Here is a 19,101-nt window from a genome sequence, read left to right as displayed (position 1 = left end):
CGATTCATTTGCCGCAACATGCCAAATCCGGCCGGATCCGGCCACTGTCAACAAGATCACCGACTCGCGGCGCCCGCATGCCGCCCCCCCATACCCGCAAAAAAGCCCCGGGCGCAAACCCGGGGCTTTTTCATTCGATGCGGTTGAAACTTACAGCACCATCACCGCTTCGGCCTCCACCAGCACGCCCTTGGGCAAGCTGGCCACGCCGACGGCGGCCCGCGCCGGGTAAGGCTGGCTGAAGTACTGCGCCATGATTTCGTTGAAAGTGGCGAAGTTGGACAGGTCGGTCAGGTAGGCGTTGAGCTTGACGATCTGGTCCAGGCTGCCGCCGGCGGCTTCGCACACCGCTTTCATGTTCTTGAATACCTGGTGGGTTTCGGCAGCGAAGCCGCCTTCCACCACGGCCATGCTGGCCGGGTCCAGCGGGATCTGGCCGGACAGGTAAACGGTGTTGCCTGCCTTGACGGCCTGCGAGTAAGCGCCGATGGCGGCCGGAGCCTTGTCGGTGTGGATGATTTCCTTAGCCATTATTCATCTCCTTCTTTCAGGAACAGGGTGAGCAGATCGTTGAGAAAACGTTGGCCCTTCAACGTGGGCCGGATGATGGCCGCGTCGCGCAGCAGCAGGCCTTGCGCCTCGGCTTCGGCCAACTGGCGCTGGATCGACAGCAGCGGCAGGGCAGTGCGCTCCTGGAACAGCCGGCTCTCGAAGCCGCCGGTCAGGCGCAGCAGGTTCATCATGAATTCGAACGGCAGGTCGGCGCGTGCGACGCGCTGCTCGCTCTGCAGCGGCATGCCCTCCGCCACCGCGCGGATATAGGCCGCCGGCTGCTTGTGCCGCATCTGGCGCGCGATGCCCTGGTGGCTGCTGATCTTGCCGTGGGCCCCGGCGCCGATGCCGACGTAGTCGCCGAACTGCCAGTAGTTGAGGTTGTGGCGGCTGTGGCGGCCGGGCTTGGCGAAAGCCGAGGTTTCGTAGTGCTCGAAGCCGGCCACTGCCAGTCGCGACTCCAGCGCCTCCTGCATGTCGGCCGACGTCTCGTCGTCCGGCAGGTTCTTCGGCGTCTGCGCCGCGAACAGGGTATTGGGCTCTATCGTCAGGTGGTAGGCCGACAGGTGGGTAATGCCGTAGGACAGCGCGATATCGAGGTCGGACAGCGCCTCATCCAGTGTCTGGCCCGGCAGCGCGTACATCAGGTCCAGGTTGACGTTGTCGAAGTGGGTCAGCGCGATTTCCACCGCGCGCTTCGCCTCGTCGCCGTCATGAATGCGGCCCAGCGATTTGAGATGCCGGGGGTTGAAGCTTTGGATGCCGATGGACAAGCGGTTGATGCCGGCCTCGCGGTAGCCGCGGAAGCGGTCTATCTCGAAGGTGCCGGGATTGGCCTCCATCGTGATCTCGGCATCCGGATGCAGCTTCATCCGCGCGCGGACGCCGGCCAGCAATACATCCATCGCCTGCGGACTGAACAGGCTGGGCGTGCCGCCGCCCATGAAGATGCTGGTCAAGGGCCGGCCCCATACCGCCGGCAGGCTGAATTCCAGATCGCGCAACAACGTATCCACGTACGCCATCTCGTCGAAGCCGCTCTTGGGCTCGTGCGAGTTGAAGTCGCAGTACGGGCACTTGCGTATGCACCATGGGAAATGGATATACAGCGCCAGCGGCGGCAGTTCGCGCAGGCCGCCCTTCAGCGCCGACAGGTCCACCACGCTCATGCCAGCGCCTTCAGCTTGGCCAGCAGCGCCGCCAGCGCCTGGCCGCGGTGGCTGACGCGGTTCTTCTCCGCCGCGTCGAGCTCGGCCACGCTGCAGCCGTGGCTGGGCAGATGGAAATAGGGATCGTAGCCGAAGCCGCCGTCGCCGGCCGGCCGCTCGCTCACCTCGCCCAGCCAGATGCCGTCCGCCACCAATGGCTGCGGATCGTCGGCGTGGCGCACCAACACCAGCACGCAGTAATACCAGGCGCGGCGGTTGGCCTCGCCCTCGAGCTTCTCCACCAAGAGCGCGTTGTTGCGCGCGTCGGACTTCGGTTCGCCGGCGAAGCGGGCGGAAAACACCCCGGGCGCGCCGCCCAGCGCTTCCACGCAGATGCCGGAATCGTCGGCCAGCGCCGGCAGGCCGGTGAGGCGGCTGGCATGGCGCGCCTTCTCCAGCGCGTTCTCCAGGAAGGTGTGGTAGGGCTCCGGGCATTCCGGCACATCGAAATCGCGCTGCGGCCGCACCGTGATGCCAAGCTCGGCGAACAGCGCGCCGAACTCCTTCAGCTTGCCTGCATTGTTGCTGGCGAGAACCAGTTGATCGAACATTGTATTCATCTTTCCTGACTAGGCCGCCAGCTTAGCGGCTGACCTTCACTTCCGTCCACATCCGCGCCATCAAGCGGCGCTCCTGCGGCGTCAATTCGCGCAATACCGTCCACTTTTTCGCCTGTTCCGGGCTGGGATTGATCACTGGATGGCTTTTCAGGTCGGCGCGGAAGTAAGGGCTGGCCGTGGCCACCGGGTTGGTGGCGCCGTTGAGGTTGGTGAGCTGGGCGGCGTTTTTGCCGTCCAGCATGAAATTGATGAACTGGTGAGCCAGGTCCGGCCGCCTGGCGCCGGCCAGTATCGCCATTGTATCCACGCCCAGCTCGTTGCCTTCGCGCTGCGGCACATTGCCGATATGAAACGGCCGCCTGGCCAGGCGCGCGTCTTCGCCGGCCTGGAAGAATTCGCTGGAGTAGCCCAGCGCCACCCAGATATTGCCCACCGCCAGCTGTTTCAGGTAGCTGGCGTTGGAGAAGGCCGCCCAGTACGGCTTGGCCTTGCGGATCACGTCGCGCGCGGCGCGCATGTCGGCTTCGCTGGCCCGGTTCGGGTCTTTGCCCAGATAGAACAGCGCGGCGGCGAACACCTCGCGCGAGCTGTCCAGCACCGTCACCTTGCCCTTGATCTTCCGCAGCGCCGCGGGATCGAAGATCACCGACCAGCTGCCGGGATCGACGCCCAGCTGCTTGAGCTTTTCCACGTTGTAGCCGACCGAGGTCAGCGTCAGCACGGTGGGAACGGTGTAGCGGTTGCCCGGATCATAGGCCTGCGAGCGGTAGGCCGGCGCGACGTTCTGCAGATTGGGAATCTTGCCGTGATCGAGAGCTTGCAGCAGCTTCTGTTTGGTCATCGCCTGGATCACGAAGCTGGACGGGAACACCATGTCGTAGCCCTTGGCGCCGGCGGCCAGCTTGGCCAGCATTTCCTCGTTGTCACCGTAGTAGTCCTGCACCACGCGGCAGCCGCAACGCTTCTCGAACTGGCGCACGATGTTGTCGGACAGCGAGCCGCTCCAATTGTAGATGTGCAGCACGTCATCGGGACCCGCCTGGGCCAGGCCGGACGACAGAGACAAAGCCAGCATCAACTTCTGCAATTTCTTCACTTGGGATTCACCTCCAGACAGTCATGCCGGGCATGACAACAAAGACAAAGGGCGGCCCGGGCCGCCCAAAACGGCCGCAGGACGCGCCGGCGGCTCGCGATGGCAACACGGGCTAAGCGCGGCGGCCCTGCAGCGTCGCCTGCAGCGCCTGGCTAAGCAGGCCGGCGTCGGCTCCGTCCAGCAGCTTGGCGTCGGACAGCATGCGGCGCCAGTTGCGCGCGCCCGGCATGCCCTGGAACAGGCCCAGGATGTGGCGGGCGATGTGGCGCAGATGGCTGCCGTCGCCCAGGCGGGCGCTGACATAGGGCAGCATGGCATCCACCACCCGCTCGCGTTCCGGCGCCGCCGCCTGCTCGCCGTAGAACAGCGCGTCCCAATCGGCCATCAGCCACGGGTTGTGATAGGCCTCGCGCCCCACCATCACCCCGTCGACGTGCTTCAGATGCTCGGCGATTTCGGCATTGGTCTTCACTCCGCCGTTGAGCAGGATTTCCAGCTCCGGCCGCTCACGCTTCAGCCGGTAGACGTAGTCGTACTTCAAGGGCGGGATTTCGCGGTTTTCCTTGGGGCTGAGGCCCTTCAGGATGGCGTTGCGGGCATGGACGATGAAGGTGCGGCAACCGGCGTCGGCCACCACATCGACGAATTCGCGCAAGTAGTCGTAATGCTCGACCTGGTCGATGCCGATGCGGTGCTTGACGGTGACGTCGATGTCCACCGCGTCGCGCATCGCCTTGACGCAGTCCGCCACCAATTGCGGCTCGGCCATCAGGCAGGCGCCGAAAGCGCCTTTCTGCACTCTTTCAGACGGGCAGCCGACGTTGAGGTTCACTTCGTCGTAGCCCCATTGCTGCGCCAGGCGCGCGCAGCGCGCCAGCTCGGCCGGCTCGCTGCCGCCCAGTTGCAGCGCGACCGGGTGCTCGGCGTCGTCGAAGCGCAGGTGGCGCGCCACGTCGCCGTGCAGCAGCGCGCCGGTGGTCACCATCTCGGTGTACAGCCAGGCGTTGCGAGTGATCTGGCGGGCGAAGTAGCGGTAGTGGCGGTCGGTCCAGTCCAGCATCGGCGCCACGCTCATGCGTCGGGACGGTCTATTCCCGTGAGATTCTTGACTGGCGCGGGTTTCAGCGCCATTTGGTGCAGTCTTGTTTACGTTCATTCCGGCTGATTTCCGCCTATTTCCGTCACGCCGGTGCTACACAAAGTGCGACTTTCAGGAGCTATGGCACCACTCGCTCTCATTGCGTAGTGCCTGCCTTCCCGTCTTCAAGGCGGCGTTGACTAAGCATTTGAATAAACGAAGAATTATCCCCCTTACCCCACGCCGGGGTCAAGTTTGGCAAGCAGACATCTGTCAATCATGCAGTAGCGGATCACCCCGCTTGCTGGACATCCGCCCTACGCGAAATCATTCACCGTAGAGCGGAATATATGTCGAAAGACCCACCAGTTGGCATACCAAGATGGCTAATGAAAAACTCAAAGATGCCGATGCTCTCCAATCGCTTGGCGACATCGCGGCGGACTGGACGTCCCATCGCACCTCCAATTTGAAGCTCGCCAATCAACAGCAAACTGAATGGCACGTTGCCAGACATGCGTCAATTGCTCAACATGCCCTATGCTATTGAAAATCTTCCCCATAAAAAAATGACTATACCTAATTACAAGCCAGTCTCTAAAATTGATAGACAACTTCTTTTTTGTCATTTCTCTTCAAAATAGACGGATAATACAAATAGATACAAAAACAAAAAACAAGAACTCCATTAAACATCATTGCCAAAGGTAGTGACAGTAGAGATAAGATGCTTTGCAATAAATTTAATTCATTTCTAAAATACGATAAGAATATAAGGATAATGTAAACAGGCATAATCTTTACCAGTGCTGACACTGAGACACCAAGAGAAATACCAACACGTTTCATCGGCAATTCTTGACTTCCACGCTTGAACAGGAAAAAACCATCTGTCTCTTTATATATTTGATTTCGCAAATCAGGTGTATAGAATATTTTTTTAAACCCACGAGCCATCCTATAGGCCCACCATGCATTTACTGTTATAGAGAAAAATAAAATTAAAACACTGATCAAAGAAAATTTTGAAACATGAATAAATTGGCCCAAAAGGGTCATATCAAAAAACATAGAAATAGGAAGTATAGACAAGAATGACAATACTCCAAACTCGATTTGTTTTTTCTCCCTCTTGAATTGAAGGGCTATTAGGTAAGCGACTCCTAACGTCAGAACGACATAGCAGAGTATAGATACCACATCGCTTAAAGATCCTTGGTATAGCATTGAGTTCAGAGCAAGTGCTATTGTCAGAAAAACAGCCATCGAGGCAAGGCACAAGCGCTCCAAGACATGAAAAATTCCCTTGTCTATTCTCAATTAAAACACTCCTTCCAAAGAGAATTTTTCATATTCACTTCCAAATTTATTTTTCAAATAATTCCAATTTGAAGATATCTTTTTTTCTGCCTCTCTCAGCAAGGGGGCTAAATATGCTGCCATGCCATCGCCATTCCCATCATTCACGAGAGCTTTTCCAATCATTTTATCCGAAGCATCCGCCACGTAAGAAAAAGCTAAGGTTAATACAATGGTTATCGCCCCAATTGCAAGAATTGCCATTGAACTACCCACAATTATGCACCACAGCGCTCCAATAATCGCTACTGCAAAAGATGTTATGTAAGCAACTAATATTGCCTTCAATAACGAAACGAATATATTAGCAAACAAGTCATACCCATCTTTCTTTGCATCAGCTTGCCACTCTGCTACCGCGGTTGCTGATGAGAATATAAAGGTGATCAGAGCATTACCTTTTACTGTTGAGCGCGCAGCTTGCCATGCCGAAGAGAAAGTACTTTTTACATCTCCCGCCCCATAAAAAATCTTCAAAACATTTTCATTTTTTATGCCAAACCCGCCAGCGCCAAAAACAGGATTGTTCCTGCTGTATCCTGAAAAGTATATTCTCAGCTTTCCTCTTACATAATGAAAGCGGGCTTTTACCAACTGCGTCCCTTTGCTGGTTTTGGTGTCAATTGCATGCCTCAGCCATTCCCAATTATCTGCCACATATGCAGTTGTTCCTGCTAACTGCCCATAAAGCCAGTTACGCGTGGCCACCTTGCTGGGGTCATAGTTATACAATCCAGTCCCATCCCCGCCCTTTTTAAAATGCTCCCACAATTCCGCAGGAGCAGTTTTAACATTCAAATCCACAACCTGAACAATTTGATGATTATCCACAACAGGCTTCATATCCGCAGCGTGCACTTTGACTGGGTTTGAATTGTAAGGGTTTAGGTTATTCAGTTCAAGCATCGACGTTCCGTGAGGATGCACAGCTGAGCCTGCTTCTTTTTTTGGACTGCCAGACAAACTAATCATGAATGGGGCAGGTTTGTCCCTGGGTGCACTTCCATAATTATTTACATCTATAGCATTTACCTTGAACTGGCCAATCAATCCCCCGGGCAAAGATTCAATAACTAAACAGCCTTTAAAATCACGAGAAACCCAAAGATGGAGTTTTTCTCCATCCTTAAAAATAACATGCTGTTTCTTTTTGTATTGTATTAGTTGCTTGTCACGGTCACAGTAGAAATCAGATTGGATCGATCTTGCAAGGTATGTATCGCCTTTCTTGATATTAATTTCAACGATTACATCCCGGTGCTTTTTTAGAATAATTCGATTAGCACACCCCGTCATTACCCCTTTTGCATTTTCGCCAGGGAGATCAATATATACGATATTTTCCGGAAGCATTTTGCCTTGCATAATTTAATTTTTCCGACGCGCTTCTTGCGAAGCAATGAAGTTATCAAAGTCCACATTTTCCAGCTTAAACCATCCTGAATCATCAGGACTGGCTGATAATTCACCACCATCTCGCGTGCGAAGTTTGATGGCTTTTTCGGCAGGACTGTTTCCATCAACATCTTCATAGCGAATATGTAGATCTGCTTTTCTTCCTTCCTGCTTAAAAGCGCTTGCCAAATTAGTTGGACCGCTCAGGCTATGGCGAGCCCCCTTAATGCTGACCTCGCCGGGACAATGCACCTCAATATTGCCGCCAGCAATCCGAATGTAGCCGCCACCGCTAGCGAGCAGCACTTCCTGACGGGCGGCGATCTGCACCCTGCCCTTTACCGAAGTGATGGTGAGGTCCTTATCTGCTGTCAGCTCCATCGCATCGCTCTGCGCCTGGACTTGTACCTTGCCCTTGGCAGCAATCAGCTTCATGGCCATCTTGTCTTGCACCCCGGCCACGAACAGGCTGATGTGTTGACCGACATTGTGCAGCCAGCGTCGTCCCGTGCTGTGGTTGGCATCGCGCTGAGCGACCAAGTTGAGATTGGTGCCGGCTGAGACGGTTTGGCTTTGCTCGGTAACGCTGGCGATGCCAGCGGGCCCCGAAAGAACGATCAATGGTTGCTGGCCTGGTTGATCCTTGGCCGTCTTGCCGTCCTTGTCGGTATTGCTGCCGGCTTCCCAAGCCTTGAGGGCATCCAGATGATGCATCAGATGGCCATCAGGCTGCTTGCTGCCCTTGGCGTTGTCCGGGCTGATCTCTTCAGGACCCGTTTCCATGGTATCGGCGAGCTGGCCGGTGGCGGTTTCCGCCAGCGCCTGACTCAGCGCGACGGCGGACTGCAACTGGCTTTGCGCATGCTCGCGCGCCAGCTGATTGCCGCCGGCGCCGTTCTGCGCTTCGGTCGACAAGAGCAGACCATGCACGGCGCGGATGGCGCCGTGCTGGTCGGTGCGCAATTCGAAGCCTTCGCCGCGCGGCTGGGCCTTGCCGTTGCTGCGCGGGTGGGTGAGGAAGCCTTGGTTCAGCTGGGTCTTGCCGGATTCGGAGCTGAGTTTGGCGCGCACTTCGCCGGGTGTGTCGTCAAACAGCAGCTCGTTGTAGCCACCGCCCTGGTGTTCTTTCGATTTAATGCCGGACAGCTTTTTGTTGGCGGGGAGCGCGCCAGCACCGCTGAAGTCGGGCGTCGGGTGGCTGCCGTTGTAGAACACGCCGGTCACCAGCGGGCGGTCGATGTCGCCTTCGATGAAGTCGACCAGCACTTCCTGGCCGATGCGCGGGATGAACTGGTGGCCGAAACCAGCCCCGGCGCTAGGCATGGCTACGCGCAGCCAGCAGCTGGATTTGTCGTCGAGGTTGGCGCCGAAGGTTGTATGCTCCTCTGGCCGTTGCCAGTGGAATTGCACCTTGATGCGGCCCTGGTCGTCGGTGTAGATCTCGTCAGCGGCTTGGTCCGTCGGTTCTGCCGGGCCGACCACGGTGGCGGTCTGCACGCCGCGCGATTTGGGCTTGGCCAGCGCGGTGCCGGCATAGGCCGGGGTCAACGGAATGCCGCGGCGCTGAGTCTGCAGGGCGGTGGTGAACGGGGCGGCGTCGGTTTGGGCGCCGACGTGCTGGGCCAGATCCTTCGGCAGGTTGTTGCGCACCTGGAAGCGCTGGCCGGTGACCACGAATTCGCGGTGTTGCGGGCTATCAGTTTCATGTGCCGGATGGTCGTCCAGGTGGAACCATTGGCCCGGCTGCAGGCCGCGCACGGTGCCGCTAGCGCTGAAGGACTTGGCCTGCTGATCATGCGCCTGCTGGCGCAGCTGGGCGTAGCGGCCCAGCTGTTCATCGTCGCCGGCGTAATACAGGCCCGGCGCGTCGTATTGGGTCAGGCTGCTCTGCAGCGACTGGCCGGCCTGGCCTTGTTCGATGCGGCTGCCGTCTTCGCTGTGCTGGGTGGAGACGGGCTTGTAGTCGTAGCTGGCCAGCGCCACGCTGCTGGGCACGATCTGACGGGCGGCTTGCCATTCGGTCAGGCCGTCTTCGTCTTCGGTGGCGTCGGCGCGGTGAAAGCGCACGCGGCTCAGGGGGGCGGCCGGCAGGCTGTGCGGGTCATCGAACACCGCCAGCTGAACTTGCGGGCCATCGTCGTCTTGATGGAGGAAGCGCCAGGCGTAGCCTTCTTCGTGCATCAGGCGGACGATGAATTCGTAATCGCTCTCGCGGTATTGCAGGCAGTAGCTGCGCGGCTGGGCCGGCTGCACCTGGATGGACAGGGTCTGCACCCGGGCGAAGGCCGGATTGCTCTGCTGATGTTCGCTCAGTATCTGCTGGATGATGTCCGGCACCGTCAGGTCCTGGAACACGCGCGAAGTGCGACGGTGACGCAGCAACGCGAACGGCGGTTCGATCGTCAGCTCGTACTTGGCGAAGCCGCCATGGGCGCCGGCCAGTCTGGCCTCGCCTACCACGCCGCAGCGGATGGACTCGCCGCCCGAAGCATCCTCGATGCCGATGCGCGCCGGCTGGCCCAGCAGCGACTTCAGTTCGATATGGGTGTCCGGCGACAGGCAGGTCAGCGTGTAGCGGTAAGGTTGGGACAGACCCTCTTCGGCCTGCAGGCTAAGCGGCAGCAGCTGCTCGGCGGCGATCTGCCCGGTACCCAGCTGCAAAGTCAATACCCGTCGATCTTGGCCAAAGGCGGAGGCGAAACTGGCCAGCAGTGCGTTCAAATCCATCCGATTCCCAAATAAAAATACCCTCCAAAGAGGGTATGTCATTGAACTAAAAGGGGATAAGGATTTTATGATGCCCTGCAAGCATCAACAAGCTGGTCTCGTCAGAAAGTCGACAAACCTACACTAAAGTACAGGTGAAAACTCATTTAATGTCACTTCCTTGAAAGAGAACATGCTGCACCTGCCTACCTGCCAGGACAGGCCAAAGTAGCGTACTCAAGCGTACCGGAAGCTGGCGCCAACCGTTGAAGCATACCAGTGTTACCATCCAAGCCATGCCTAACCCATGAGCAGGTCCTACTATGTACGACGAAAATGACTTGATTGAATCCCCGTTGCAACAGCAATACACCGTCAAGGGCAAGACCGTAGAAGTGTGTATTTACCGCTTGCCTGACACGGGATGGACGCTCGAAATTGTGGATGAGTACAACAATTCCATCGTCTTCGACGGCGAGTTTGAGTCCGACCAAAAAGCATTCGATCTTTTCCTGAAAGAAGTGGAACAGGAAGGAATCGAATCGATGATAGGCCCACGACCGGGCGCATCATTGCACTAACACAGCATCTGTATCCGATGGCGAACGACTGCATTGGGCGATAACGCGTTTCATTGCGCAACAAGCATGATAATCCGGAATGACAAAGCCGCCTTGGTGTCCCAGGCGGCTTTGTCATTCGGTGCATTCGACAGTGCTACAGCGCAAAAACAACAACGCCAATCAATTGAAATTTATTGGATTTTACGACCAGTAGCGCCGATCCAGCATAGGCGCCACGCTCATGCGCCGGGACGGTCTATTCCCGTGAGATTCTTGACTGGCGCGGGTTTCAGCGCCATTTGGTGCAGTCTTGTTTACATTCATTCCGGCTGATTTCCGCCTATTTCCGTCACGCCGGTGCTACACAAAGTGCGACGGCACCACTCGCTCTCATTGCGTAGTGCCTGCCTTTTCGCCCTCAAGGCGGCGTTGACTAAGCATTTGAATAAACCAAGAATTATCCCCCTTACACCGCGCCGGGGTCAAGTTTGGCAAGCAGTCATCTGCCAAGCTCTCAGCGGCGGATCGCCCCGTGAACGGGGCATCCGCCCTACGCGAAATCGTCCACTGTTGGGCTGAATCCCGGTGAAGCCGGGAGTTCCGCCGCGGCGTTGACGTAGTGGAGATATCTGGGGTACGCGGTGATTTGTGCAACAAAGCCCGTTTGCATCAATAAAATGCCCGCACAAACCATTGAGTCATGATTAAAAAAATCTATCTTTAGAAAAATAATTAAAATTACCAAAGCTAATATCTGAGTAATAACCCCCAAAAAAGTCAACTCCTTATCACCATACTTACGATACCCAAAAAACAATGCAACATGCAGCTTTGACGAAACCTTTTTATCTGGCGTAAATAAAAAATGAAACTTATCACCATTCAACTCACACAGCCTTTTTTGAAACATTGCTCCTACTGCCGCCAAGGCAATAAATAGCATAACTATCACTTAGACACCCCTTTTAGTGGAATCGAAACAGAACCTTGCACTTTAGAGCCAACAAACTCACCCAATCCTACACCAACTTGCGTTTGCAAGAACGCCCCATTCTTACTAACACCTATTGTGGCCCCATAAGAGAACAAAGCACCTCCATTCACTGAAGCCTGAGAATGAATACCGTCAGGATTACCATATACATTTGTCGTCACCCCTACAAATCCATTTAAACCCTGACCAACTACTGGGTTAGCAGACCAGCCTCCCTTACTATCCAAAGTAACCTGAATACCAACTCCATAGGCTATCTGACCTGAGACTGTTCAGCTCTGGTTATCAGAAAGAAAGCTATAATTCTTTGCACTTCTCTCAGGATAGAAAGAAACATGATCCTTTTCCCCCACCACAACATCAATATTAGGTCTCACTTGAGCAACTGAGGAGTCCCGAATCAACTTGTCAATTTTCTTGGAGTACCCGTCACGACACTTTTGATCTGGGCAGATTTTCTGTGCGGCTACCAAGCCTTGCGATTTTAACTGCTCATCCTTCCCAAACTCATTATTCTCCATCTCCGTCTTCGCCGCATTCACCGTCGTTGCGGCCGTGTTCGCGCCGCCCGTACTGGCCGCCACGCCCGTCACCAGGGCATTGACCAAATTCTCGCGCTGCAACTTCTCTTCCGCTGTCATCTTGTCGGCATTGGTGTGCTGGATGGCGTCCAGCGCATTATTCAGCGCCACGCTGGCCGCCCCGCCCGCCGCCCCCGCGCCGCAGCTCTGGCCGCTGGCATTCGCGCCGACGCAAGCCAATGCAGCGTGCAACACCGCGCGGACGGTTTCGCTTTCTACCTTGGGGTTCTGGTCTTTCTCCAACTGGTCCGCCAGCTTTTTCACTTCCTGCGCACCCAGTCCCTGCAGGTAAGCGATGCCGGCGTTCTGCGCCATGCCGGCCAGGCCATTGGCCACGTTGCCCCCTATGCCGGCCGTAACGGCGGTGAGGATCTGGCTGTAGCTACCGCCCGGCGCCCACTTGGCGGCATCATCCGCAGCAGCCTGCAATTGCGCTCTTTCCGTCTCGCTCTTGCTCGGGTCAAAATTCGCCTTGTCCGCAGCCTCCTTCGCCGCCTTGTTGGCCATGAAGGTGCCCACCTGCTGGTTCAGAAAAATAGGGGAACAGACCACGTTTTCCATCAACACAACCTGATGAAATTAAACGTGGTCTATCCCCTTTCCCCCACCTTTTCCCAAAAACGGAGACTGTCAGATCAAGTCTGAACTTCGACGTCTAAAATGGGGCAGCTATTTTCCTCGAAGGAAAATAAAAATAATTAAGCAAGCCGCAAAAAACAAATATCCAATGAGAGATCTTCTGCCACTTACTAGCTTTAGCATATTTATCTCGATCCAAACCGGGAGTCGTCATTAATTACCTTTCCTGAATTTTTCTGAATAGCTGACAGGTGAAATTTAGAATCCAGGCGACGCCCCCCCCCCCCGTTTTCAGTAGCAGAGGGCTTTAGAGTCCGGAGCTAATTTACCTGATTTTTCAGCGAGTGATTTGGCGTAAGCTGCCGGCGTCAAACCACCAATGGACTTCTTGGGCCTTTCGTCGTTGTATTCCCGCCGCCAAGCTTCGATGACGACCTGGGCATGGCGTAGGCTGGTGAACCAGTGTTCGTTCAGACACTCATCGCGGAAGCGTCCGTTAAACGATTCGATATAAGCGCTCTGATTGGGCTTCCCCGGCTCGATGAGAAACAGCTGAACCCCACGGGCGTGTGCCCAGGTCAACATGGCACGGCTGCAGAATTCCTTCGAGAAGGCGTGCTTGCGACACAGCTCGGCAATCGGCATGCCTGCCTCCGCTTCGCGCAGAAATCGGATGATCTGTTCTGATGCCGCCATTCCATTCTGCCTGACCATCAAAAACCTGTTTGGATTGCCTTTACGGCAGACCATCGGTTTCATGCAAAGCCTGATCAAGTTGGCGGGCCTGGACTGGGGCGTCCCAGATTACAGCACGCTATCCAGCCGGCAGCAGACGCTGCAGGTCAAGATTCCCAACCAGAAAAGCTCAGGCGCGCTGCATCTGCTGGTGGATAGCACTGGGATCAAAATGCTGGGCGAAGGCGAGTGGAAAACCAAGAAGCATGGCGCGGAGTATCGCCGGCAATGGCGCAAGGTGCATTTGGGCATCGATGCGAAAACCCTGCAAATCCGCGCCATGGAGGTGACAGACAAGCGCCAGGGCGATGCGCAAATGCTGCCTTCGCTCTTGGTGCAAATCCCGGTCGATGAGCCGATAGCCTGCGTGAGTGGCGAGGGGCTTTCGATACCAAGGCATGTCATGAGGCGATTGCCGCGCGCGGCGCAATCGAGTGCATCCCGACGCGCAAGAATGCGCGGCCGTGGAAAGGAAGTTGGCCGGGTGTGCTGGCTCGAAACGAGATTCTGCGGGCCACCAAGCGATTGGGCAGGGCGATCTGGAAACGCTGGAGTGGCTACCATCGCCGCAGCTTGGTCGAAACCAAGATGCATTGCTTCAAGTTGCTGGGTGAAAGGGTGACAGCCCGGCGCTTCGATGGCCAAGTGGCAAAGCTGCAAGTGCGTGCCGCCATCTTGAACCGCTTCAGCATGCAGGGCCGTCCGCGCACGGTGGCTGTGGCATAAATCTGTTTGGGGAAAGGGGAAGCTCGCCCTGTCCAGGATTTATGCAACAGCGCCGTCAAACACCCGTCCTCTCCAATGAAGTGGCAGGTTCTGGATGCCCGTTTCGCTTGCCGTTCGACCGCAAGACACGGCGCATGGATAAATAGCAAGCATGAACAACGCCGCCATCCGACCAAGTCAGACTCAGTGCCTGCGAGCCAGGAAAGCATCAGATTTTATTCTATATGAATATTTTGTGCGGTGCAGTATTATTCAGCGGTTCTTCGGCCTACCTCGACAAACCCAAGAAAGCAGCAGCATGGCAACAGAATCTAGCGATGCACACCTAGCGGACGTTTTCGCGTGGACCATGTCCAAGGACTTCCCCAGCGGGCATCAGGTCGGCAAACACAGCCATTGCGAAGGACAATTGATTTTCGCCGCCACCGGCGTGATGGAATTGTCTACCAGTACCGGCCTGTGGCTGGTGCCGCCCCAGCGCGGCATCTGGATGCCGCCAAACGTGGAACACAGCATGCGGGCGCGCGGCCTAGTGTCTTTGCGCACATTGTATATCCAATCTGCCCACTATCTGGAGCAGTTGCCTCGCACGCCCAAAGCTGTCGCCATCTCGCCGCTTATGCGAGAGATCATCATCCGCCTGATGCGCACCCGCAGCATTCTGCATTCCAATCAGCGGGAGGAGCGTTTGCTGGATTTACTGCTCAGCGAGATCGAATGGTCTACGGAGGCGGCCCTGCCTTTGCCGCCGCTAAACGACCACCGCTTGCAACGCATATGTTCGACGATACTGAACAATCCGGGCGACCGCCGCAACCTGAATGAATGGGCCGAGTTAGTGGGCGCATCCAGCCGTACCCTGGCGCGGCTGTTCCAACAAGAGCTGGGCGTGTCCTATCTATACTGGCGCCAACAAGTCTGCGCGATATCCGCTTTGCCGCGGCTGAGCGCCGGCGAACCGATCACCCTGATCGCGTCCGATATGGGTTATGACACTCCGAGCGCATTCTCCTCGATGTTCCGCCGCATCATGAATAGGGCTCCCAGCCAGTATTTCTCCTGAGCGGTACCGCCAACTCTCCGCTGCCAAAGCATTTCCTCGTCATCGCGGCAGAGCCCCTGCGCGCTCTGCCTACCGCGCCGCCGACTCCCATCCTGTCTTATTTGAAGCAATGATTGTCTGCTTTCAAGAAGCACGGTGCAAACTATTCGAATATGATATATGAATAAATAAACTTTTTATGCTAGGCCTAATACATGTCTAACGCTATGTATAATCACAAGAAGTACTGGCTGCTCATCTTGGCGGCAACCTTCTTGTTCGGCTCAACGTTCCCCTCTTCCAAAATCGTGCTCTCGGAAATGCCGCCGCTATGGGCCGCCGTATTCCGCTTTCTTGCCGCCTCCGCCGGCATCATCCCCATCCTGCTATGGCAGCGCATCCGCTACCGGCATACCTTTGTCCGCCATCGCCCCTGGGGCGTTCTGGCTCTGATCGGCTTGCTGCAGACGGCCGGCTCAATGGGCTTTCTCAATCTTGGCCTGAGAATCACCACACCGGCCAAAGCCGCCATTCTAATGGCGTGCACACCGCTGATCGTGGCCCTGATGTCCCGGCTGGTATTGAAAGAAAAAATCCACCCGCTGGCAGCCGTCGGTCTGATCATTGCTTTTTTCGGCGTAGCCATGTGCATCGGACTCAACAAACTGGACGGCTTTGGCGCCGGCGACGCGCTGGTATTGTGCGGCGCGGCCTGCTGGGCGGCCTCCACCTTGGTGATCAAGCGCAGCCGCATCGCCGTTAACGTCTGGGTGCTGACTTACTGGCAAATGCTGGTGGGCTCCGCCTGCCTGGCGCTATTGGCTTACGCCAGCGGCGAAGCCCTGGCCTTCCCTCATACCGACAAGACACTCATGGCTTTCCTGTGGCTGGCGCTGCCTGCCACTACCGGAGCCATGGCCTTGTGGTTCATGGCCTTGGAGCTGGGCGGCGCGGTGCGCACCAGCGGTTTCCTGTTTCTATCGCCATTATTCGCCACGCTAATTTCCTTTGCCGCTTTCGGTTATTCACTGTCGCTGCACGAACTGGCGGGCGGGGTGCTGATCGGCATCGGGATTTATCTGGTGTCCAAGCGCCCGGACTCCGCGGGACAGCCACGAGCGGTCCCCGCCCACAACAAGACCTGACCCCTCGCTCATAACCATTCCCCTATTTTTTAACCGAGCTTTCCCACCATGCAAAAACTCATCATCATCGCCGCCATCAATGGCGGCATCACCAGCCGGCAAAAAAATCCGGCGGTGCCGTTCTCGCCGGAGGAAATCGCCCAGACGGCTTACGACTGCTGGAACGCCGGCGCATCGGTAGCTCACATCCACGCCCGCAATCCGGACGGCACACCCAGCTATGACGCGGAAATCTACGGCGAGATCGTCCACCGCATCCGCGAGCGCTGCGACATCCTGATCAATCTGAGCACTTCCGGCCTGAATCTGCCGCCGCACCTGGAGAAGAAAGAGGCCTGGAATCATCTGCAATTCCGTCCAGACATCGCCTCCTTCAACTGCGGCTCGGTCAACCATGGCAGCAAACCCTTTATCAATCCGCCAGAACTGGCCCGGGCGCTGGCGCTGGATATCCGCGAATACCACGCCAAGCCGGAAATCGAGGTCTACCACCAGGGCATCATCGGCGAGGCGCTGAAATTGCAAGAAGATGGCTATTTGACTGGTCCTCTGTGCTTCAGCTTCGCAATGGGCATACAAGGCGGCGCGGCCGCCACTTGCAAGAACCTGTTGCATTTCGTGGAGAGCATCCCCCAGGACAGCGTGTGGTCGGCGCTAGGCATCGGCAAACACCAACTGGCGATCAATCTCCACACCATGCTGCTGGGCGGCCATGTGCGCACCGGCCTGGAAGACAACGTTTATTACCGCTATGGCGAACTGGCCCGCGACAACGCTCAGTTGGTGGAACGCTTGGCGCGGCTGGCCGGAGAAGTCGGCCGCGACGTTGCCTCTCCTGCTGAAGCCAAACAGATCTTGGGCATCCGGTAATACCTCATCATCAAGGACTGACTTCCATGAACGCAACCGCTCAAACCCCGCATAAAGAGCACGACCTGGAAATCTACGGCGCGCCGCTGAACCAGGCCAAGCTTGCCGTAGTGCTGCTGCATGGCCGCCGCCAGAGCGCCCAGGAGGCCTACAAGAACGGTGAGGCCATCGGCTTGGCCGATGTCGCCTACATCCTGCCGATCGCCAAGGGCTTAACCTGGTATCCCCACAGCTTCATGGCGCCGCTGGACAGCAATCAGCCTTCGCTGGACCAGGCGCTGGACTGCGTCAGCGCCACCATCGAAGAGTTGCGCGGCTACGGCTTCGCCGACCGCCAGATCGTACTGATGGGCTTTTCCCAGGGCGCCTGCTTGGCGACCGAGTACATCTACCGCCGCCCGGCCTCGTTTGGCGGACTGATAGCCTTCTCCGGCGGTCTGTTCGGCCCCGAGGGCGTGGAGTGGGGAACGCCACCCCGACAACTGGATTTCCCGGCGTTCTTCGGCACCAGCGATTGCGACAGCTGGATGCCGCTGGAGCGCATCGAGCACACCGCACAAGCCTTCCGCCGCGCCGGCGCCGAGGTGGATTTCCGCGTGTATCCGGGCATGCCGCACCATGTTTGCGCCGACGAGATTGACGCCGCTCGCGGCTTGCTGTCCACCCTGTTGCAACCGCAAGTCAGCCTGAGCTGAAAGGAAACCATGATGACCGACGCTTTCATCTGCGACGCTGTGCGCACTCCCATTGGCCGCTTTGGCGGCGCGTTGTCCGGAGTGCGCGCCGACGATCTGGCGGCGATCCCGCTGCGCGCCCTGCTCGAACGCAACCCGCGGCTAGACCCGGCGGCGATCGACGAGGTGATCCTGGGCTGCGCCAACCAAGCCGGCGAGGACAACCGCAATGTGGCCCGCATGAGTTTGCTGCTGGCAGGTTATCCGGAAACGGTCCCGGGCCTGACCGTCAACCGCCTGTGCGCGTCCGGCCTGGACGCGGTGGCGCTGGCGGCGCGCGGCATCAAATCCGGCGAAGCCGAATTGTTGATCGCAGGCGGCGTGGAATCGATGTCGCGCGCGCCGTTCGTAATGCCGAAGTCGGAAAAGGCCTTCGGCCGCGACATGCAGATTTACGACACCACCATCGGCTGGCGCTTTGTCAACCCGGCCATGGAGAGCCGGTATGGCGTGGACACCATGCCGGCGACCGCGGAGAATGTGGCGCGCGATTTCAATGTCAGCCGCCAGGATCAGGACGCCTTCGCGCTGCGCAGCCAACAGCGTTATTTCGCGGCGCTGGAAACCGGATTCTTCGCAAGCGAAGTCATTCCGGTACCGATTCCGCGCCGCAAGCAGGACCCACTGATCGTGGACCGCGACGAGCACCCGCGCCAAACCTCGCTGGAAGAGCTGACTAAGCTAAAAGCGCTATTCGGCCCCGACTCCAGCATCACCGCCGGCAATGCTTCCGGCGTCAATGACGGAGCGGCGGCGATGATCATCGCCTCGGCCGCAGCGGCACAACGCCATGGCCTGCGTCCGCGCGCGCGGGTGGTGGCATCCGCCAGCTCCGGCATCGCGCCGCGCATCATGGGCGCAGGTCCGATCGAGGCCAGCCTCAAGGCGCTGCGCAAGGCCGGGCTGCGCATCGAAGACATCGATGTCATTGAGCTGAACGAGGCCTTTGCCGCCCAGGCATTGGCGGTCACACGAGCGCTAGGGCTTCAGGATGATTGCGCAAGAGTGAACCCGAATGGCGGCGCCATCGCGCTGGGCCATCCTCTGGGGATGAGCGGCAGCCGACTGGCGCTGACCGCGACCGCCCAACTGCAAGCCACCGGCGGACGCTATGCCCTATGCACCATGTGCGTGGGCGTGGGTCAAGGCCTGGCCATCGTGCTGGAGCGCGTTTGACC

The 19,101-nt window shown here is 57.5% G+C and carries 17 protein-coding genes and 2 pseudogenes; 8 read left to right on the top strand and 11 right to left on the bottom strand.

All coding sequences use genetic code 11. The features are described 5' to 3' along the window. Window positions 1-150: 150 nt before the first annotated feature. The 5 genes from BI347_RS10530 to dusA all read right to left on the bottom strand — a co-directional run bounded on the left by BI347_RS10530 (window position 151) and on the right by dusA (window position 4,572). Window positions 151-531 (bottom strand): RidA family protein, encoded by a 381-nt coding sequence (locus BI347_RS10530; RefSeq protein WP_071112532.1) that lies wholly within the window; start codon window positions 529-531, stop codon window positions 151-153. Then, a complete protein-coding gene (gene hemW / locus BI347_RS10525; protein WP_071112531.1) occupies window positions 531-1,721 on the bottom strand; it encodes a radical SAM family heme chaperone HemW in 1,191 nt (396 codons plus the stop codon). The genes BI347_RS10530 and hemW overlap by 1 nt, the downstream gene beginning before the upstream one ends. Next, window positions 1,718-2,311 carry an RdgB/HAM1 family non-canonical purine NTP pyrophosphatase gene (rdgB, locus tag BI347_RS10520; protein WP_071112530.1) on the bottom strand — a complete coding sequence of 198 codons (594 nt, stop codon included), beginning with the start codon at window positions 2,309-2,311 and terminating at the stop codon, window positions 1,718-1,720. The genes hemW and rdgB overlap by 4 nt, the downstream gene beginning before the upstream one ends. 31 nt (window positions 2,312-2,342) lie before the next feature. After that, entirely contained in the window at window positions 2,343-3,416 is a 1,074-nt protein-coding gene (locus BI347_RS10515) for an ABC transporter substrate-binding protein (protein ID WP_083338816.1), read from the bottom strand. A 112-nt stretch (window positions 3,417-3,528) separates the two neighbouring features. Beyond that, window positions 3,529-4,572 (bottom strand): tRNA dihydrouridine(20/20a) synthase DusA, encoded by a 1,044-nt coding sequence (gene dusA / locus BI347_RS10510; protein WP_083338815.1) that lies wholly within the window; start codon window positions 4,570-4,572, stop codon window positions 3,529-3,531. A gap of 304 nt (window positions 4,573-4,876) precedes the next feature. On the opposite strand from dusA, the gene BI347_RS23960 reads away from it, so the two are divergent. Then, complete coding sequence (locus tag BI347_RS23960) at window positions 4,877-5,044, top strand: hypothetical protein (RefSeq protein WP_158020764.1); 168 nt, start codon at window positions 4,877-4,879, stop codon at window positions 5,042-5,044. A gap of 47 nt (window positions 5,045-5,091) precedes the next feature. On the opposite strand, the gene BI347_RS23535 is transcribed toward BI347_RS23960, so the two are convergent. Genes BI347_RS23535 through BI347_RS10500 form a run of 3 tightly spaced genes read right to left on the bottom strand, consistent with a single transcriptional unit; the run spans window position 5,092 to window position 9,975 of the window. Beyond that, window positions 5,092-5,814, bottom strand: coding sequence for a hypothetical protein (locus BI347_RS23535; protein WP_139167204.1), 723 nt, complete (start codon window positions 5,812-5,814; stop codon window positions 5,092-5,094). Then, window positions 5,815-7,218 (bottom strand): hypothetical protein, encoded by a 1,404-nt coding sequence (locus tag BI347_RS23530; protein ID WP_139167203.1) that lies wholly within the window; start codon window positions 7,216-7,218, stop codon window positions 5,815-5,817. Between the two features lie 3 nt (window positions 7,219-7,221). After that, entirely contained in the window at window positions 7,222-9,975 is a 2,754-nt protein-coding gene (locus BI347_RS10500; protein WP_083338814.1) for a type VI secretion system Vgr family protein, read from the bottom strand. Window positions 9,976-10,277: 302 nt separating this feature from the next. On the opposite strand from BI347_RS10500, the gene BI347_RS10495 reads away from it, so the two are divergent. Further along, complete coding sequence (locus tag BI347_RS10495; protein ID WP_071115848.1) at window positions 10,278-10,535, top strand: hypothetical protein; 258 nt, start codon at window positions 10,278-10,280, stop codon at window positions 10,533-10,535. Between the two features lie 532 nt (window positions 10,536-11,067). Here BI347_RS10495 and BI347_RS10490 read toward each other — a convergent pair. From BI347_RS10490 to BI347_RS10480, 3 genes and pseudogenes are all read right to left on the bottom strand, one after another. Beyond that, window positions 11,068-11,460, bottom strand: coding sequence for a hypothetical protein (locus tag BI347_RS10490; RefSeq protein ID WP_139167202.1), 393 nt, complete (start codon window positions 11,458-11,460; stop codon window positions 11,068-11,070). Window positions 11,461-11,783: 323 nt separating this feature from the next. Further along, a complete protein-coding gene (locus BI347_RS10485) occupies window positions 11,784-12,653 on the bottom strand; it encodes a hypothetical protein (protein ID WP_071115846.1) in 870 nt (289 codons plus the stop codon). Window positions 12,654-12,962: 309 nt separating this feature from the next. Next, a pseudogene (locus tag BI347_RS10480) lies at window positions 12,963-13,277 on the bottom strand (integrase core domain-containing protein); the annotation flags it as partial. A 73-nt stretch (window positions 13,278-13,350) separates the two neighbouring features. Here BI347_RS10480 and BI347_RS22655 point away from each other — a divergent pair. From BI347_RS22655 to pcaF, 6 genes and pseudogenes are all read left to right on the top strand, one after another. Further along, window positions 13,351-14,132: pseudogene (locus tag BI347_RS22655) on the top strand (IS5 family transposase); the annotation flags it as partial. Between the two features lie 151 nt (window positions 14,133-14,283). Next, the gene (locus BI347_RS10470) at window positions 14,284-15,195 is read left to right on the top strand and encodes an AraC family transcriptional regulator (protein ID WP_204378030.1); all 912 of its coding nucleotides are present in this window, start codon (window positions 14,284-14,286) and stop codon (window positions 15,193-15,195) included. Between the two features lie 194 nt (window positions 15,196-15,389). After that, entirely contained in the window at window positions 15,390-16,319 is a 930-nt protein-coding gene (locus tag BI347_RS10465) for a DMT family transporter (protein WP_071112523.1), read from the top strand. Between the two features lie 48 nt (window positions 16,320-16,367). Further along, a complete protein-coding gene (locus tag BI347_RS10460; RefSeq protein ID WP_071115844.1) occupies window positions 16,368-17,189 on the top strand; it encodes a beta-keto acid cleavage family enzyme in 822 nt (273 codons plus the stop codon). Between the two features lie 26 nt (window positions 17,190-17,215). Further along, window positions 17,216-17,884 carry an alpha/beta hydrolase gene (locus BI347_RS10455; protein ID WP_071115843.1) on the top strand — a complete coding sequence of 223 codons (669 nt, stop codon included), beginning with the start codon at window positions 17,216-17,218 and terminating at the stop codon, window positions 17,882-17,884. Between the two features lie 9 nt (window positions 17,885-17,893). Next, window positions 17,894-19,099 (top strand): 3-oxoadipyl-CoA thiolase, encoded by a 1,206-nt coding sequence (gene pcaF, locus BI347_RS10450; protein ID WP_476727294.1) that lies wholly within the window; start codon window positions 17,894-17,896, stop codon window positions 19,097-19,099. The last annotated feature ends 2 nt before the right edge of the window (window positions 19,100-19,101 follow it).

It is taken from the genome of Chromobacterium sphagni (assembly GCF_001855575.1).
GTDB classification, from domain to species: Bacteria; Pseudomonadota; Gammaproteobacteria; order Burkholderiales; family Chromobacteriaceae; genus Chromobacterium; species Chromobacterium sphagni.
The sequence above is the reverse complement of the archived record's forward strand: the minus strand, read 5'-3'. Positions and strand labels throughout refer to the sequence as shown.

Coding starts and splice junctions, on each gene's coding strand:
- BI347_RS10530 (WP_071112532.1), bottom strand. CDS start 531: ATGGCTAAGGAAATCATCCACACCGACAAGGCTCCGGCCGCCATCGGC.
- hemW (WP_071112531.1), bottom strand. CDS start 1,721: ATGAGCGTGGTGGACCTGTCGGCGCTGAAGGGCGGCCTGCGCGAACTG.
- rdgB (WP_071112530.1), bottom strand. CDS start 2,311: ATGTTCGATCAACTGGTTCTCGCCAGCAACAATGCAGGCAAGCTGAAG.
- dusA (WP_083338815.1), bottom strand. CDS start 4,572: ATGAACGTAAACAAGACTGCACCAAATGGCGCTGAAACCCGCGCCAGT.
- BI347_RS23960 (WP_158020764.1), top strand. CDS start 4,877: ATGGCTAATGAAAAACTCAAAGATGCCGATGCTCTCCAATCGCTTGGC.
- BI347_RS23530 (WP_139167203.1), bottom strand. CDS start 7,218: ATGCAAGGCAAAATGCTTCCGGAAAATATCGTATATATTGATCTCCCT.
- BI347_RS10500 (WP_083338814.1), bottom strand. CDS start 9,975: ATGGATTTGAACGCACTGCTGGCCAGTTTCGCCTCCGCCTTTGGCCAA.
- BI347_RS10495 (WP_071115848.1), top strand. CDS start 10,278: ATGTACGACGAAAATGACTTGATTGAATCCCCGTTGCAACAGCAATAC.
- BI347_RS10490 (WP_139167202.1), bottom strand. CDS start 11,460: ATGCTATTTATTGCCTTGGCGGCAGTAGGAGCAATGTTTCAAAAAAGG.
- BI347_RS10485 (WP_071115846.1), bottom strand. CDS start 12,653: ATGGAAAACGTGGTCTGTTCCCCTATTTTTCTGAACCAGCAGGTGGGC.
- BI347_RS10470 (WP_204378030.1), top strand. CDS start 14,284: ATGAACAACGCCGCCATCCGACCAAGTCAGACTCAGTGCCTGCGAGCC.
- BI347_RS10465 (WP_071112523.1), top strand. CDS start 15,390: ATGTCTAACGCTATGTATAATCACAAGAAGTACTGGCTGCTCATCTTG.
- BI347_RS10460 (WP_071115844.1), top strand. CDS start 16,368: ATGCAAAAACTCATCATCATCGCCGCCATCAATGGCGGCATCACCAGC.
- BI347_RS10455 (WP_071115843.1), top strand. CDS start 17,216: ATGAACGCAACCGCTCAAACCCCGCATAAAGAGCACGACCTGGAAATC.
- pcaF (WP_476727294.1), top strand. CDS start 17,894: ATGATGACCGACGCTTTCATCTGCGACGCTGTGCGCACTCCCATTGGC.